The 15,500-nt window shown below is 57.4% G+C and carries 13 protein-coding genes and 1 pseudogene; 6 read left to right on the top strand and 8 right to left on the bottom strand.

Annotation, left to right across the window (positions count from 1 at the left end):
- Positions 1–8: 8 nt before the first annotated feature.
- The 4 genes from CPA59_RS07810 to CPA59_RS07825 are packed head-to-tail and all read right to left on the bottom strand — an operon-like array spanning position 9 to position 5,087.
- Entirely contained in the window at positions 9–1,448 is a 1,440-nt protein-coding gene (locus tag CPA59_RS07810; RefSeq protein WP_107759012.1) for a hydrogenase 4 subunit D, read from the bottom strand.
- 16 nt (positions 1,449–1,464) lie between these two features.
- The gene (locus CPA59_RS07815; RefSeq protein WP_038660209.1) at positions 1,465–2,412 is read right to left on the bottom strand and encodes a respiratory chain complex I subunit 1 family protein; all 948 of its coding nucleotides are present in this window, start codon (positions 2,410–2,412) and stop codon (positions 1,465–1,467) included.
- 12 nt (positions 2,413–2,424) lie between these two features.
- Complete coding sequence (hyfB, locus tag CPA59_RS07820) at positions 2,425–4,464, bottom strand: hydrogenase 4 subunit B (RefSeq protein ID WP_107759013.1); 2,040 nt, start codon at positions 4,462–4,464, stop codon at positions 2,425–2,427.
- Positions 4,461–5,087, bottom strand: a complete 627-nt coding sequence (locus CPA59_RS07825) for a 4Fe-4S dicluster domain-containing protein (RefSeq protein WP_038660206.1) — start codon at positions 5,085–5,087, stop codon at positions 4,461–4,463. The genes hyfB and CPA59_RS07825 overlap by 4 nt, the downstream gene beginning before the upstream one ends.
- A 515-nt stretch (positions 5,088–5,602) precedes the next feature.
- Between CPA59_RS07825 and hybG the strand changes: the two genes are divergently transcribed.
- Positions 5,603–5,878 (top strand): hydrogenase maturation factor HybG, encoded by a 276-nt coding sequence (gene hybG, locus CPA59_RS07830; protein ID WP_038918529.1) that lies wholly within the window; start codon positions 5,603–5,605, stop codon positions 5,876–5,878.
- Between the two features lie 277 nt (positions 5,879–6,155).
- Positions 6,156–7,103 (top strand): GlxA family transcriptional regulator, encoded by a 948-nt coding sequence (locus CPA59_RS07835; RefSeq protein WP_107760777.1) that lies wholly within the window; start codon positions 6,156–6,158, stop codon positions 7,101–7,103.
- A gap of 157 nt (positions 7,104–7,260) precedes the next feature.
- Here CPA59_RS07835 and CPA59_RS07840 read toward each other — a convergent pair whose 3' ends face one another.
- The 3 genes and pseudogenes from CPA59_RS07840 to CPA59_RS07845 form a co-directional block, all read right to left on the bottom strand.
- Entirely contained in the window at positions 7,261–7,995 is a 735-nt protein-coding gene (locus CPA59_RS07840; protein ID WP_107759014.1) for a DJ-1/PfpI family protein, read from the bottom strand.
- Positions 7,996–8,242: 247 nt separating this feature from the next.
- Positions 8,243–8,329 (bottom strand): annotated as a pseudogene (locus CPA59_RS23285) (hypothetical protein); the annotation flags it as partial.
- Between the two features lie 180 nt (positions 8,330–8,509).
- Entirely contained in the window at positions 8,510–9,484 is a 975-nt protein-coding gene (locus tag CPA59_RS07845; RefSeq protein WP_107759015.1) for a DMT family transporter, read from the bottom strand.
- Between the two features lie 216 nt (positions 9,485–9,700).
- Between CPA59_RS07845 and cbl the strand changes: the two genes are divergently transcribed.
- From cbl to CPA59_RS07865, 4 genes are all read left to right on the top strand, one after another.
- The gene (cbl, locus tag CPA59_RS07850; RefSeq protein WP_107759016.1) at positions 9,701–10,654 is read left to right on the top strand and encodes an HTH-type transcriptional regulator Cbl; all 954 of its coding nucleotides are present in this window, start codon (positions 9,701–9,703) and stop codon (positions 10,652–10,654) included.
- 435 nt (positions 10,655–11,089) lie between these two features.
- On the top strand, positions 11,090–12,406 hold the full coding sequence (gene gltP, locus CPA59_RS07855) for a glutamate/aspartate:proton symporter GltP (protein WP_107759017.1): 1,317 nt from the start codon (positions 11,090–11,092) through the stop codon (positions 12,404–12,406).
- Positions 12,407–12,619: 213 nt separating this feature from the next.
- The gene (locus CPA59_RS07860; RefSeq protein ID WP_107759018.1) at positions 12,620–13,390 is read left to right on the top strand and encodes a YdcF family protein; all 771 of its coding nucleotides are present in this window, start codon (positions 12,620–12,622) and stop codon (positions 13,388–13,390) included.
- 196 nt (positions 13,391–13,586) lie between these two features.
- Positions 13,587–14,576 (top strand): Gfo/Idh/MocA family protein, encoded by a 990-nt coding sequence (locus tag CPA59_RS07865; protein ID WP_107759019.1) that lies wholly within the window; start codon positions 13,587–13,589, stop codon positions 14,574–14,576.
- A gap of 38 nt (positions 14,577–14,614) precedes the next feature.
- Here CPA59_RS07865 and yghU read toward each other — a convergent pair whose 3' ends face one another.
- Entirely contained in the window at positions 14,615–15,478 is an 864-nt protein-coding gene (gene yghU, locus CPA59_RS07870; protein ID WP_038918540.1) for a glutathione-dependent disulfide-bond oxidoreductase, read from the bottom strand.
- Positions 15,479–15,500: the final 22 nt, after the last annotated feature.

The raw sequence follows: 15,500 nt of genomic DNA on the forward strand, positions 1-15,500 counted from the left end.
GGAGTTCCTTATTTCAGCCAGAGTGCGGCGATAACGCTGGAGCACAGCGACATCACGATCAGCACCAGCAGTACCAGATTCATCGACGCCGGCACCGCCGTGGCCGACGCCACTTCCTCGGACGGCTCGCCCGGCACGGTGCGGCCAAACCAGTAGAGGAACCAGGCGAAACTGGCGACCGACTCCACCAGCGCGATGATCAGCAACGGCAGCAGCCACACGGCGTCGTTTGAGAGCGCAAACCCGGCGGCGAACAGCGGGAATTTGCTGAAGAAGCCGTTGAACGGCGGCACGCCGGTGATCGCCAGCGCCGCCACGCAGAAACCCACGCCCAGCAGCGGCAGGCGCTTCATCATGCCGCGCAACTGCGGCAACATACGGGTGCCGCAGCTGTAGCTGAGCGCGCCGGCCACCAGAAAGAACAGGCTCTTGGCGTAAGCGTGGTTGAAGATGTAGGCCATACCGGCGTCGAAGGCCATGCGCGAGCCGAAAATAGACAGCGACAGCGCCAGAAAGATGTAGGCGAGCTGGGTGATGGTGGAGTAGGCCAGCAGCCGCTTCATGTCTTTTTGCGGCAGGTACATCAGGAAGCCGTACACCAGCGTGATGGTCGCCATGATGACGCCGACCACGCCGATGATGTGCGGCACCTCGACGGCGGACAGAATGGCGCGGGCGAAAATATACACGCCGACTTTCACCATCGAGGCGGCGTGCAGGTAGGCGCTCACCGGCGTCGGCGCTTCCATCGCATCCGGCAGCCAGACATGCAGCGGCAACTGGGCCGACTTGCCCCAGGCCGCGAACAGAATGCCGCCGAACACGATGATTTTGCTGCTGTCGTCCAGTTGCGCGATGGCGCTGAGCGCGAAAGTGCCGGTGGTGGCGAACAGCCAGGCCGCCGCCAGATACAGGCCGACAGACGCGACATGGGTCACCAGCAGCGCTTTCAGCGCCGAGCGCAGCGATTTCGGTTTCTGGTAGTAACCGATCAACGCCCAGGAACAGCCGCCGGTGATTTCAAAGAACAGCAACTGGCCGAGGATAGTGGATGACAGCGTCAGCCCGGCCATTGCGCCGATGAACACCAGCAGAAACGCGTAGTAGCGATTGCTGCCGTCGTGCGGATGTTCGCGGTTGCCCAGCGTCAGGTAGCCGCAGGAGTAGAGGCTGACCAGAAAACCGAGCGATACCACCGCAAAGCCGATCAGCAGGCTGATGCGGTCAAACACAAAACCGAACAGATCGGCCTGACCGTAACGGTAAAGGGTGACGACCTGGTCGGTTTTGCCGCCGTCGAGGTAACGCCAGGCCAGCAGCGCCATGCCGAGCGTCGCCAGCAGGGCGAACAGCGTACACACCCCTTTGGCGAAGCGCTGCGGCGCAAAGGCGACCAACAACGCGCCGAGAAACGGCAGCAGCAGGGTCGCAAGAGCAATATTCTCCATGATGGATGCCGACTCCTTATAGTCCGGTCAGGTAGAAAACGAACGCCAGCGCCGCCACGCCGAAGCCGAGCCAGGTTACCCGGCCGGTCAGCAGAAAGCGCCCACGCGCCAGGCTGTTTTCGATAATCGCGGCGATGACGAACACCACCACTAGCTTGATGATCAGCGCCAGCGTGCCCCACAGCAGGCTGACCGCCGTGAGCGTTTCGGCCTTGCCGAACGGCACGAAAATCGACAGAAACAGCGTGGCGACCACCACCTGCTTGAGGCTGATGCCCCATTTCACCAGCGCCAGCCCGGCGCCGGCGTATTCGGTCAGCGGCCCTTCCTGTAGTTCCTGCTCCGCTTCCGCCACGTCGAACGGGATTTTGCCCATCTCAATAAAGGTGGCGAAGGCACAGGCCAGCAGCGCCAGCGCGGTGGCGGTGGGGGACACCCAGTGGCCGCTCGCCAGTTTGACGCTGATGTTGCCGATGTTGGTGGAACCAGCGACCAGCGCCACCACCAACAACGCCAGCATCAGAATCGGCTCGACCAGAATGCCGAGCGTCAGTTCGCGGCTGGCGCCGATACCGGCAAAGGTGCTGCCGGAGTCCAGGCCGGACAGGGAGAAGAAAAAGCGAAATACCGCAAACAGATACAGCAGGGTGATGACGTCGCCCGCCGCGCCGAACGGAGAACTGTCGGTCACGGCCGGCAGCGTCATCGCCACCAGCAGCATGGTGGCGAGCAGGATGAACGGCATCAGGCGAAACACGCCGCCGCTGTGCTCGGGCGCCACTTCCTGACGGCGCAGCAGTTTGAATATGTCACGGTAATCCTGCAGCAGGCCCGGCCCCTGCCGGGAGTGCATTTTGGCGCGGATCACGCGCGACATGCCGGACAACAGCGGAGCCGCCGCCATCAGCAGGACGGCCTGCAACAGCGCGCCCAGCAGCGGAAAAACGAGTGAAACGTAAGTCATGTTCCGGTCTCCTTAAGCCAGAGTGGCCAGTAGCAGGGCAACCAGCGCCGCCACCACATACAGGCAGTACACCCGGAAATCGCCGTGCTGAATCCATTGCACCGCGCGGCTGATGCGCTGCACGCCGCTGACCACCGGCATCACCACGTGGTCGTCCCATACCGGTTCGACGTACGCCGCCGCCTGCGTGGTCTTTTCCAGCGCCTGTTGCATCGCGGGCGCCGGATCGAGGGTTTTACGCACGCGGTAGAGCGGCGCGAACATCACCCGCAGCGGCTGGGTAAAGCTGCCAGCCGACGCCGACATGGCGGACTCGTAGCCGTAGCCGCAGGCCCAGGGCGTGCCCTTGTGGCGAAAGCCGAGACGCGGCCCGCGCAGCAGGCTGTAGAGCATCAGCGGCAGTAACGGCAGCGCCAGCAGCAGGATGAAAATCAGCGGCGTATTGAGACGGGTTTGCAGGTGGTCGCCGGGGAAGACGCCCAGCCCCGCGGCCATCATGACGGCCGGGGTGTGCGCCAGATCCGCCGCGATGCGGGTCATCACCGGCACCACCACGCTGGCGCCGACGCCGAGCAGCACGCACAGCAGCGCCAGCAGTAACATGGCGACCGTCATCGGCCAGGGGACCTCGCGGGCGTGAGTGGCTTTCTCACTGCGCGGCGCGCCGCAGAAACTGATGCCGTACACTTTGACGAAACACATCGCCGCCAGCGCGCCGGTGATCGCCAGCATCACGATGGCGATCGGCGCGGCCAGCCGCAGGCCGATGCCGCCGTCATGGCTGAGGGTGAACAGCGACTGGTAGGTAAACCATTCGCTGACGAAACCGTTGAGCGGCGGCAGGGCGGATATCGCCATACACCCGACCAGAAACGCCAGCGCGGTACGCGGCATCAGTCGCGACAGTCCGCCCATTTTTTCCATGTCTTTGGTGTGAACGCGGTAGATCACCGCGCCGGCGCCGAGAAACAGCAGCCCCTTGAACACCGCGTGGTTGAGCAGGTGATACAGCCCGCCCAGCAGGCCAAGCAGCGCCAGCAATGGATGATGGGTGGCGATGCCGATCATGCCGACGCCGACCCCCATCAGAATGATGCCGATGTTCTCCACCGTGTGGTACGCCAGCAGACGTTTGATATCGTGCTCGGCCAGCGCGTACAGCACGCCCAGCACCGACGACACCGCGCCGAACGCCAGCACCACCACACCCCACCAGGCTTCGGTCGCGCCCAGCAAATCAACACCGACTTTGATGATGCCGAATACGCCGATCTTGACCATCACGCCCGACATCAGAGCCGAGGCGTGCGACGGCGCGGCCGGATGCGCGCGCGGCAGCCAGCCGTGCAACGGCAGCATCCCGGCTTTGGCGCCGAAGCCGAAGAACGCCAGCAGGAACACCACCGAGGCTTGCGGCGCCGACAACGCGGCGTGGCGGAAATCGGCGAAATCGAGGCTGCTGCTATGACGATAGAGCAGGAAGAAGGCAATCATGATCAGCACCGAACCGGCATGGGCGATCAGGAAATACAGCAACCCGGCGCCGACCGCCTCTTCATCCTGATCGGCGATCACCAGGAAGTAGGAGCTGAGCGACATCACTTCGAACAGCACAATGAAGTAGAAGGCGTTGTCCACCACCACCAGCGCTACCATTGAGGCGACAAACAGGTTCATGAAGAAACCCATCGCCCAGGCGCCGCGCCCGCGGTACTCCTCCAGATAAGCCAGCGAATACAGGGCGGACACCGCCACCAGCAGCGAGATCACCAGCGTCATGAAGGCGGCCAGAGTATCGAAGCGCAGCGTGAGGTGAGCGAAGGCGTCAAACGGCCCGTTGAATACGGCGGTCAGTACGCCGCCGCCGAGCAGGACGGGCGCTGCCGCCAGCGCACCGGCACAACCGCCCGCCAGCGCGCACAGCCCACTTAAGCGAATCGCCAGCGACTCCTGGCGGCACAGACATAACGACAGCAGCGCGCCGGCCAGATACAGCGTGAGCGACAGGCCCAGCCATTGCAGAGGCGTCATCAATTGCAGCGGCATCATCATAAAGTTTGCTCCCTGTCAGTCCCTGCGGCGGGAAAAGGGATGTTGCCTTCCGGCCATTCCGCCGCCTGACGGCGTTTGGCGGCGATAGCGTCGTCCAGAGCGGCGTCATCCACCAGATACAGCGCGTGTGTCGGACAGACGCGCACGCACTCCGGCCCCTGTTCGCGGAAATCGCACAGATCGCATTTCACCGCGATGCTGCGCACCCCGGCGTTCCACGCCAGCATCGGATGAACCGACGGCTGACTCACCGGCACATCGGACAGCAGCGACAACGGGATGTGGTGATCAAACGTAGTAGGGATTGCCAGCGGCGTGCTGCCGGATGGCGTGATGGCGCCGAACGGACAGGCGATGGCGCACAGTTTGCAGCCGATGCAGGTGTTTTCGTCCAGCAGCACGGCGTGGTCCTGATGCCTGATGGCGTTGACCGGGCACACTCTGGCGCAGGGCGCATCCTCACAGTGACGGCATAACACCGGCGCGGTGCCGTTGGCATCGCGCTCGACCGCCAGCCTAGGGTGAGATTGCAGGCCCTGCTGGCGATGCACCTGCGTACAGGCCGCCATGCAGGTGTTGCATCCGATACAACGCGTTGGCTCCGCAATGACGAAGCGGTTCATAGCCATACCCTCCGGGGTGATAGAAATGTTTCCTGCGCCGGAAGCATATTCCATGCCATAAGAAAAACAGTGGAGTGATGGTTTTTAAAATCAGTCAGTTAGATAAAACCGCGAAATCAACGGCGGCTAGTCGAACCTGCCGCTCGACATTAGTGACGACATTTTGCCGCCGGTTTTTACCCGATTGTCGTCACCGTCGACAGCATCGGACGAGGGTGAAAACTCGACACTTTTGACGAGCGTCGCCGGTTTTTTACCGGATAACGGTGAGTTAGTTACAACATACTATAGCTTGGGGCGCTTTCCGCTCGCGGCCAGCGCAGGATCAAGGCGGCTGGCACCGAATTTGCTTAGCATGCTGGCGTGACAAGTCGGCCTCAAACGGCAGGCGGCGATGGCGGGTTGTGCTTGCGGTCGTCCGGGTCGTTATGTGCGCGCTGAGAATCAGCAGGAGACGGTGCTGTCGCCGGAATGAGGTGACGAGCAAGTGTGGTCAGGAACAACGGGAAATCGTTATGTGTCTGGGAATTCCGGGGCAGGTGGTGGAATGGGCGTCGGCGGATCATCAACTGGCGTGGGTGGATGTGTGCGGCGTGCGGCGCGAAGTCAATGTGGCGCTGGTGCTGGAAGACGGGCAACCGTCATCGCTGGTAGGCCAGTGGGTGCTGGTACACGTCGGGTTTGCCATGAGCCGGCTGGACGAGCAGGAAGCGCGCGATACGCTGGATGCGCTACGGCAGATGGAAGAGGTGGAGTCGGATGTCGGCGTTTTTCTGGCTAAGTCGGTCTGAGTTGCTGATCCCCATACCGCTACACTTTCGCCAAACTATGTTTTCTTCTCGGAACGGGCTGGTCGTTTCCTTGAAATGGTGCACTTTATGCAGTAACTGCCGGATTGAGCGGTGCAGATGGCGGCAGGAAGGCTCAGGTTTGTCGGAAATAAAGTACTCCCCCTATTTAAAGACAAAAATGGATCAACTCGATCTCGTCAGGAAATAACACTTTGGCTTTAATAGAGGCTTTTCCGTAAAATAAGACACTCGGTGGGATTTTGGGATTAGCATGATCATGCATCGTATTGGATTCTTCGTTTGCAGCGGCCACGAGGTACTTGATCTTGCCGGCCCACTTGCAGCGTTTGCTCATGTGGCTAAGGTTGCCGGGTATAGCCCGTACGAACTGTATGTAATCTCGCGATTCGGGAACCCGATCGTGGGTAATGCGGGTCTTGCACTTGAGACGAAACCGTTTGGGGTACATACATTTGACACCGTCATATTTGTCGGGGGAAATATTGACGCCATGCAGTCGCCTGAGAACATAGACGCGGCCAGGCAATTGAGCACCAAGGCCTCGCGGATAGCAAGCGTATGTACGGGCGCGTTTCTGCTGGCTGAAACCGGTTTGCTGGATGGGCGTCGGGCAACGACTCATTGGCGTCATGCCGCCCAGCTACAGTCTGCCTTTCCGCGCATCACGGTCGACGCTGATAGTATCTTTATCGCTGACGGACCAATCTGGACATCGGCAGGGCACACGGCTGGAATCGATTTATCGCTCGCTATGATTGAAAAAGATTTGGGTGCTGAAATTACACGCGCTATTGCCAGGCATTTAGTTGTTCCCTATCGCCGGCCTGGAGGCCAGTCTCAGTTTTCAGCTATGTCACAAATGGAACCTGAGTCGGACCGTATTCGCATGGCGCTGAATTTTGCCAGAGAACATCTGGATGAAACGTTGCCTATAGAGCGTCTCGCAGAAGCAGCCAGGCTAAGCCCACGGCAATTTGGACGGGTGTTTCGCCGTGAAACGGGAGAAACACCGGCTAAGGCTGTCGAACGCTTACGTGTTGAGGCTGCCCGATTGCGACTGCAGGATGGTAGCGAACCCATAGAGCAAATCGCCCTTGCCGTGGGGTTCAATGACCCCGAGCGTATGCGACGTGCTTTTATCAAACTTCTTGGACACCCGCCGCAATCAATAAGAAGAGCTGGCAGAATGGATAGAGAACTCTGAGCTTATTTAGGCTCCAGCGCCTACACCATAAATTATATAGCCGCGTCTCATCCGGTTGCTGCCGGTTGTGACAGCCTATCTTAGATCTGTTGAGGAAATGGCGGATTGAGTAATGGTTAGACCACGACTGTAGTCCTGCGCATTCAGCAGTTGGCTCTTATTTAATGACAGGAATTCGTGCAAGGCCCTTGGTGGCACCAGGCAGTACTTTTTCAACCATCGCAAGCACCTCCGGCGGAGCACTTCTTGGGTGACCGGAATTGAATTGCGGAGCGGGATCATATTCGATGACAAGCTGTGTGAATTCGGCATGCTGCTTTCCCTTCAGCTTTTCGGCAACATGAAGTGCAAAATCAATACCTGACGTTACACCTCCGCCGCTCATAAATCGGCCGTTGTCATCCTCAACGAAACGATCCGAAACCGGAATGGCGCCGTATTCTGCCAGTCTGTTGACGAAAGCCCAATGGCAGGCACTTCGTTTGCCTTTAAGGACGCCTGCCGCAGCAAGCGAGAGCGAGCCTGTGCATACCGACGTTATATATTTAGCGTTTTTAGCCAGTCGGCCTATCTGAGCCAGATACTTAGGGTGCATGGCTTCAGTCATATCTGAGCCACCAGGTACCATGATCAAATCAGTCTTAAATATATCCATCAGTCGCTCTGTATTGCCGTACTTAACGCCGAATTCGAGAGTTACGGTTCCTCCGTTGAGACTGGCATAGCGAACGTTTGTATTTGGCAGTCGGTGAAAGATCTCGCTGGGGCCGGCAAAGTCGAGAAGCGTACCTCCATTGTATACAGCAAAAACAATGTTGAGAGGTTCGTTTGAAACCTGGCCCCTGCTGCTTAATTGAGCGCCAGGGGCGTTATTTTTAATATCATCTGTCATGTTAATTATCTCCAGGGTTGAGATTCCTTGCAGTCTTGCTGGGTCAGCGGAAAGCCTTCACAGAAAATCCTGTTTGGGAGTGATCAAGCCAGAGGAGCGATGCGCAATCCCTGTGATAGCGCTACCCTGGCCCGATCTTTCGTTTCATTCTGGAAGTGATAGGTTGTGGCGTAAAGGACGTAAATACCTTAAAAAAGGACATCAAGAGGGAAGGGTTAACTAAATGGTTGAACCTAATACCGCTACACTTTGCCAGACCCTGTTTCCCTCCGGGGAATGGACTGGCTGTTTTCATCAAGTGACAAACTTTTTTCAGTCACTGCCACATTGAGCGGCTCTAGTGATTATGACAGCCGGGCCGGGTCGTAATTTACAAATACCAGACCGTGTCTCTTTTATCGGCATGGCTACTGCGCAAAGGGCGTGCCAGCGCCGCAGTTCATTGAAGATGCAGCCTGTTTATACTGCCAGGCGACACCGTTATCTCTTAATAGCGGTGTCGCGGCTGGCAGCGTCAGGCGCCGGTCATATCGGGAGAATGCCGGGTGACCACCGGCTCAAGCTTGATACGCATGGCGTAAATCACGCCGACGATCAGGCACAGAATACCGACGGCGGTCATCAGCGGCGGCCACGACTGGCGCAGTATAAAGGTATACGCCAGCGCCGACAGGGTTTCAAACACCAGCAACGGCCCTACCAGTACGGTGGGCAGACGCTGGCTGGCGGCATTCCAGCACAGGGTGCCGAGCCAGGAACTGAACAGGCCGATGACCGCTATCAGCGTCAGGAAACGCCACGGCTGCGGGCCGAACGGCAGCGTAAAATCCGGCGTCGTGACAGCGAGATAACTGTTGACCAGGATGAATCCGGCCAGTGCGATCGGTAGCGTCGCCAGCCCCTGCGCGGTGGCCCAGGTGGCAGGCAGTCGCTCCGGGTTCTGACGCAGCCAGCGCGCGTTGCGCAGCGGATACCATGTCCAGCAGACGAGCGCCAGCAGCGCCAACGCTATACCGACAAGGTAACGTCCGGCCGGCACATCGGCCGCTTCGCCGTTCAGTTCCGCCATATTCACCAGCAGCAACCCCAACGCGATCAACAGTAACGCCGGAACCAGCCGCCGCCAGGGCATACGTCCGTCGTGACGGCCGTACAGCAGGTTGGCGCTTACCGCCATCACCACCGGCAGCGTGCCGATCAGCATACTGGTGATCGGCACGCCGATGCGTTGAATCGCCGCGGTCAGGAACAGGTAATAAAGTAAATTGCCTACCGCCGCCAGTTTGAATGCCTCCAGCCAGTCGCGGCGCGTCAGCTGTAGCAGCCGTTTTCGGTCTATCCATGCCAGCGGCAATACAATCAGCCCGAATGCCAGGTAACGTCCGGTGGACAATTGCATGGCGGGGTAATCCGGCACCAGCAAGGGCGCGACAAACACCAGTCCCCACATCAGCCCGGCGGACAGGGCAAAAAAGATCCCACTTAGCATGTTTTTTCCTGTTGATACGTCTATGTTCCTGCAATCACTTATATATCCGCCATCACGCACACTGCGAAAAGCAACCGCGGACTGCCGTTGCGCGACGGGGTGAAATACGCCGTCATATCACAAAAAGTTATAAATAGTAAATTTTCCTTATTTGTACGGAATAACAATACTTCGTATGAATAGTGATAACAAGAACGACGGACAAGGGACAAGGGCGTGAACTTTCAACAACTGAAGATTATCCGTGAATCGGCGCGGTGCAACTATAACCTGACCGAAGTCGCCAATACCCTGTTCACTTCCCAGTCTGGCGTGAGCCGTCACATCCGCGAGCTGGAAGAAGAACTGGGTATTGAGATTTTTATCCGCCGCGGCAAGCGTCTGCTGGGTATGACGGAGCCGGGCAAAGAGCTGCTGGTCATGGCCGAACGTATTCTCAACGATGCCAATCATATTCGGCGGCTGGCGAACCTGTTCAGCGACAACGACGTCGGGCAACTGGTGATCGCTACCACGCACACGCAGGCGCGTTACAGCTTGCCGGGCGTGATCAAGGAGTTTCGCGCGCTTTATCCGCAGGTGCAACTGGTGCTCAATCAGGGTACGCCGGATGAAATCGTGGCGATGCTGGAATCCGGCGAAGCGGACATTGGCATCGCTACCGAGCAGTTGATGAACGTGAATTCGCTGGCGGCATTTCCTTACTACCGCTGGCATCACGCTATTCTGGTGCCGGAAGGGCATGCGCTGGCGGACGAGCCGGCGGTCACGCTTGATAAGCTCAGCGCGGTGCCGCTGATTACTTACCGGCAGGGCATCACCGGTCGTTCCCGTATCGATCGCGCGTTCGCCGCCGCCGGCCTGACGCCGCATATTTCCATCAGCGCGCAGGACTCGGATGTGATTAAGACCTACGTCGAACTGGGGCTGGGGGTGGGCATCGTCGCCGACATGTCGTTTGACGCGATGCGCGATCCCGGACTGGTGCGGCTGGATGCGCGCCATCTGTTTGAAGCCAGCACGGTCTGGCTGGGTCTTAAACGCGGGCAGTTGCAACGCAATTACACCTGGAAGTTTATTCAACTGTGCAACCCGGAGCTGACGCAGGATGACATCAAGGCTCGGGTGTTCGCCGAAGACAACGAAGCGGTGATCGATTATCAAATCTGACGGCGGCGATTCAGCCGCCAGTCCCCGAAAATCCGGCCGCGTGTTGTTGCTGCGCGGCCGGATTTTTTTGTGATGGTCATCGGCGCTGGGGCAGCCGGCACACAGTGATGAAACGCATAATTATGAAAAGTTCCCTGAATGAAGCGCTTGATCTCAGGGGGAGGGAATAGTAGCATGCCGCGGCATAACAACAGGTTATGCTTTTTTATTTTCTTTTGCGATACAAATAGTTGCGCATTTTAAATGCATAACTATTTGATTACGCACTCTGTTTTGGTGAGTCACATGTTTGCCTGTGGGTCACGTAATTGTGCAAAAAACAACCTTCACCTCTCCCCTTATCTGTCGTAGTTCAGCAGTTAGCTGGAATGTCCGATGGCAGTGGTTTCACCATCGGCAAGTAGTCGCAGGGAGCACAGACAATGGATTCGTATCATGAAAAAACAGAAAGTTAGCCTTGCCTGGCAAATTCTCATCGCGTTGGTCATCGGTATTGCCGTCGGAGCCTGGTTGCATGAAAACCCGGCCAACAAGCAGTGGTTGATCGCCAACGTCCTGAGCCCGGCCGGGGATATTTTTATTCGGTTGATTAAGATGATTGTGGTGCCGATTGTTATCACCACGCTGGTGGTGGGCATCGCCGGCGTCGGCGACGCCAAAAAACTGGGGCGCATCGGTTTCAAAACCATCCTGTATTTTGAAGTTATTACCACGCTGGCGATTGTGATCGGCATTACGCTGGCCAATGTGTTCCAGCCGGGGCACGGCATTGACATGTCGATGCTCACCCGGGTGGACATTTCCCAATACGAGAAAACCACCGAGCAGGTGCAAAGTGGTTCGCACAGCCTGGTGAGCACCATTCTGTCGTTGATTCCGCCCAACATTTTCGCCGCGCTGGCCAAGGGCGAAATGCTGCCGGTGATCTTCTTCTCGGTGCTGTTCGGCCTCGGGTTGTCGTCGCTGGCGCGCGAACAGCGTGAACCGCTGCTGAACGTGTTTCGCAGCGCGTCGGAAACCATGTTCCGCGTCACCAACATGATCATGCGCTATGCGCCGGTCGGAGTATTTGCGCTTATTTCCGTTACTGTCGCCAACTTCGGTTTCGCCTCGCTGTGGCCGCTCGCCAAGCTGGTGATTCTGGTCTATATCGCGATTTTGTTCTTTGGGCTGGTGGTGATGGGCGCGGTGGCGCGGCTGTGCGGGCTGCGCATCATGACGCTGATCCGCATTCTGAAGGATGAGTTGATCCTGGCTTACTCCACCGCCAGCTCGGAAACGGTGCTGCCGCGCATTATCCAGAAGATGGAAGCCTATGGCGCGCCGAAAGCCATCACCAGCTTTGTGGTGCCGACCGGTTATTCGTTCAATCTGGACGGCTCCACGCTGTACCAGAGCATCGCCGCCATTTTCATTGCCCAGTTGTACGGTATCGATCTCAGCCTGTGGCAGGAACTGGTGCTGGTGTTGACGTTGATGATCACCTCCAAGGGCATTGCCGGCGTGCCGGGCGTCTCCTTTGTGGTGTTGCTGGCGACGCTGGGCAGCGTCGGCATTCCGCTGGAAGGGCTGGCGTTCATCGCCGGGGTGGACCGCATTCTGGATATGGCGCGCACCGCGCTTAACGTGGTGGGCAATGCGTTGGCGGTGCTGGTGATCGCCAAATGGGAAGGGCAATTCGATGAAGAGAAGGCGCGTGCGTACGAGCAGGAACGGATGACGCTGGCGACACGTCCCGCCGGTCAGGAATAATCCTGCCGCGTGACGTCAGACAACCGGGCCCTGGCCCGGTTTTTTTACGTCGACAGGTCGCCGTCTTTCAGCCTGTGCAATCGTCAGCGGCGACGAAGTTGAATTGAATGATGCATACTGGCGGCTGGCAAATCTGGCTGCCCGAGCTTTCGGGTATGGAATAGCCATCCACACGATGGATTTTTTCATGTGGCGATGGCGAAGAGAGGTGTTATGGATTTATCCGATGAAGTGATTCACGACCTTAACGATATCGCAAGTTGGCTGGCGCTGGATGATTTCCCGCAGGTGAAAACCATGAATCCCGACCTGATGATTATCGCTGGTCATGCCATTTTACCCAACATTTTCGGCGCGTTGACGCTGGCGAAGAAGGCGGATATTCCGGTCTTGTTGAGCGGTGGGATCGGCCATTCAACGGTGCTGTTACAGCAGGCGGTGAAAAATAATCGTCTGACCGCTGCGATCGATACCGCGGATAAAAGCGAGGCGGAAATGCTTGCCGGCATCGCCATGAGCGTATTCGGCATCGCCGCGGAGAAACTATTTATTGAAAGCGCTTCCAGAAACTGCGGAGAAAACGCCGACTTTAGTCGGGAATTGGTGCTTGATAAAGAGATAGCGCGTCAGGAAATTATTCTGGTGCAGGATCCCCTGATGCAACGGCGCACGACAGAAACCTTCCTGTTCAGCTGGAATAAGAAAGGGATGGACAGCCGGTTTATCAGCTGGCCGGTGTTTACCCCGTCGCTCATCATGATTGGCGGCGAGCCGATGATTACCGGCGGGCAAATGCCGGAAGTGTGGGAAATTGAGCGTTATACCGCGATGGTTTTAGGCGAGGTTAAACGCCTGAGAGATGATAAGAATGGCTATGGGCCGTCAGGCGCCGGTTTTATTGGACATGTGGATATTCCTGATGAGGTCACGCGGGCATGGGAGCGACTAATGAGCAATCAGTCGCTGAGTGAGAGAGTCAGATAACCGTTCTGAACCATGCTAACAGGCCACGCCGGTGTGGCCTGTTGTTTCGGTTGTACTCGTAATGAGGCGTGACAGCATTTCACCGCAGCCCGGTGCAGAGAATGGCGGGACGCAGCCTGAGCGCTGATGGCTATAACCGATAACGACTATCTTGTATAGTCAGTCGTATTTCGGTAATACGCTCAGGAGTTATCCCATGAAAATCGCGCTGGTAGGGGCAGGTAAAATTGTGCTGTCCTGTCTTGATGCACTGAAAAACATTGAAGGCATTGATATTGCGGCCTTATGCGTCCGGCAGGGAAGTCTGCAAAAAGGCGAAGCATTAAAATGCCAATATAATATCCATGCGATTTATACCGATTATGATGCCATGTTGCAGGATAGCGACATTGATTTTGTTTATCTCGGGATACCCAATCACCTGCATTTTTCCTATTCCCATAAAGCGCTGTCCGCCGGAAAGCATGTTATTTGTGAAAAGCCGTTCACGTCGAATTATGCGCAATTACTGGAACTGGTCACGCTGGCGAAATCGACAGGGCGTTATCTTTTTGAGGCCATCACCTCGATTCACACGCCCGGTTTTCATTATCTGGCGACTCATGTCGCCGACATCGGTGAGATTAAGCTGATACAGGCGAATTACTCGCAATATTCAAGCCGCTATGACGACTACCTCAACGGTATCGTGCATCCTGCATTCGACCCCGCCAAATCGGGCGGCGCGCTTTACGATATCAACTTATATAATATATATGATGTCTGCGCCTTATTTGGGGCGCCGGAGAGCGTGAGCTATAGCTGTAATAAGGGACACAACGGCATCGACACTTCCGGTATTCTGGTCATGAATTACGGGAAATTCATTGCTGTCTGCACCGGTGCGAAAGATTCGGCCAGTCCGGGTTATTTAACCGTTCAGGGGACGGCTGGCTATGTGAAAATTACCGATATACCGAGTGTATGTAAGCATGTTGAATTTTCGACAGCGGGAACGCTGATAAAACATGACGACACGACGGATAGAAATCACATGATTTATGAATTTGAGGCGTTCAGGGATATCGTCAACGCACAGGATATGTCCCGGTGCCATCAATTGCTGGATATTGCTCTCATCGTCTCTAATGTGCTGGAGCAGGCCAGGGAATGTTGCGGTATTCATTTCCCTCTCACCGAAGAATAAGCCCGCCGCCCGTCAGTGCAGCGGCGGGATGAGTACAGTCAGCGCGGTGCCGACACTTTGTCCTGTGTTTGCGTTTCGAAGTCGCTGGCGTCGTGACGCTCATGCAACTGGGTGGCGGGATCGCCGCTCAGGCGGTTGACCATGCGGCCGCGCTGAACCGCAGGACGGGCGAGAATAGCGTCCGCCCAGCGCTGCACGTGCGGATATTCGTGAACCGACAGGAATTCGGCGCCGTCGTAAAGCCAGCCTTTCACCAAACCGCCGTACCAGGGAAACGCGGCGATATCGGCGATCGTATAGTGAGAACCGGCCAGATAGTCGCTTTGCGCCAGCCGCTGATTGAGCACATCAAGCAGGCGTTTGGTTTCCATCGCGAAGCGATCGATAGCGTATTCGATCTTGATCGGCGCGTAAGCGTAGAAATGACCGAAACCGCCGCCAAGATAGGGCGCGCTGCCCATCTGCCAGAATAGCCACGACAGGCATTCGGCGCGTTCGGCGGCGTCGGTCGGCAGGAATTCGCCAAATTTCTCCGCCAGATAAAGCAGAATGGCGCCTGACTCAAACACGCGCACCGGCTGCGGCCCGGAGTGGTCCACGAGCGCCGGGATCTTGGAGTTAGGGTTGGCTTCCACGAAGCCACTGCTGAACTGCTCGCCGTTGCCGATTCTGATTAGCCAGGCGTCGTATTCCGCGCCGCTATGACCCAGCGCCAGCAGTTCTTCAAGCAGGATGGTCACCTTCTGGCCGTTTGGCGTCGCCAGCGAATAGAGCTGGAGCGGATGACGACCGACCGGCAGGTCTTTGTCGTGCGTGGCGCCGGCGATTGGGCGATTGAGGCCGCCGCTGGCTGTATTCCAGGTCCAGACTTTCGGCGGGATGTATTCGGATGAGTGGGACATGGCAAACCTCCTGATAATTACA

Origin of the sequence: Dickeya sp. Secpp 1600, assembly GCF_003049805.1 — a bacterium.
Lineage (GTDB): Bacteria > Pseudomonadota > Gammaproteobacteria > Enterobacterales > Enterobacteriaceae > Dickeya > Dickeya fangzhongdai.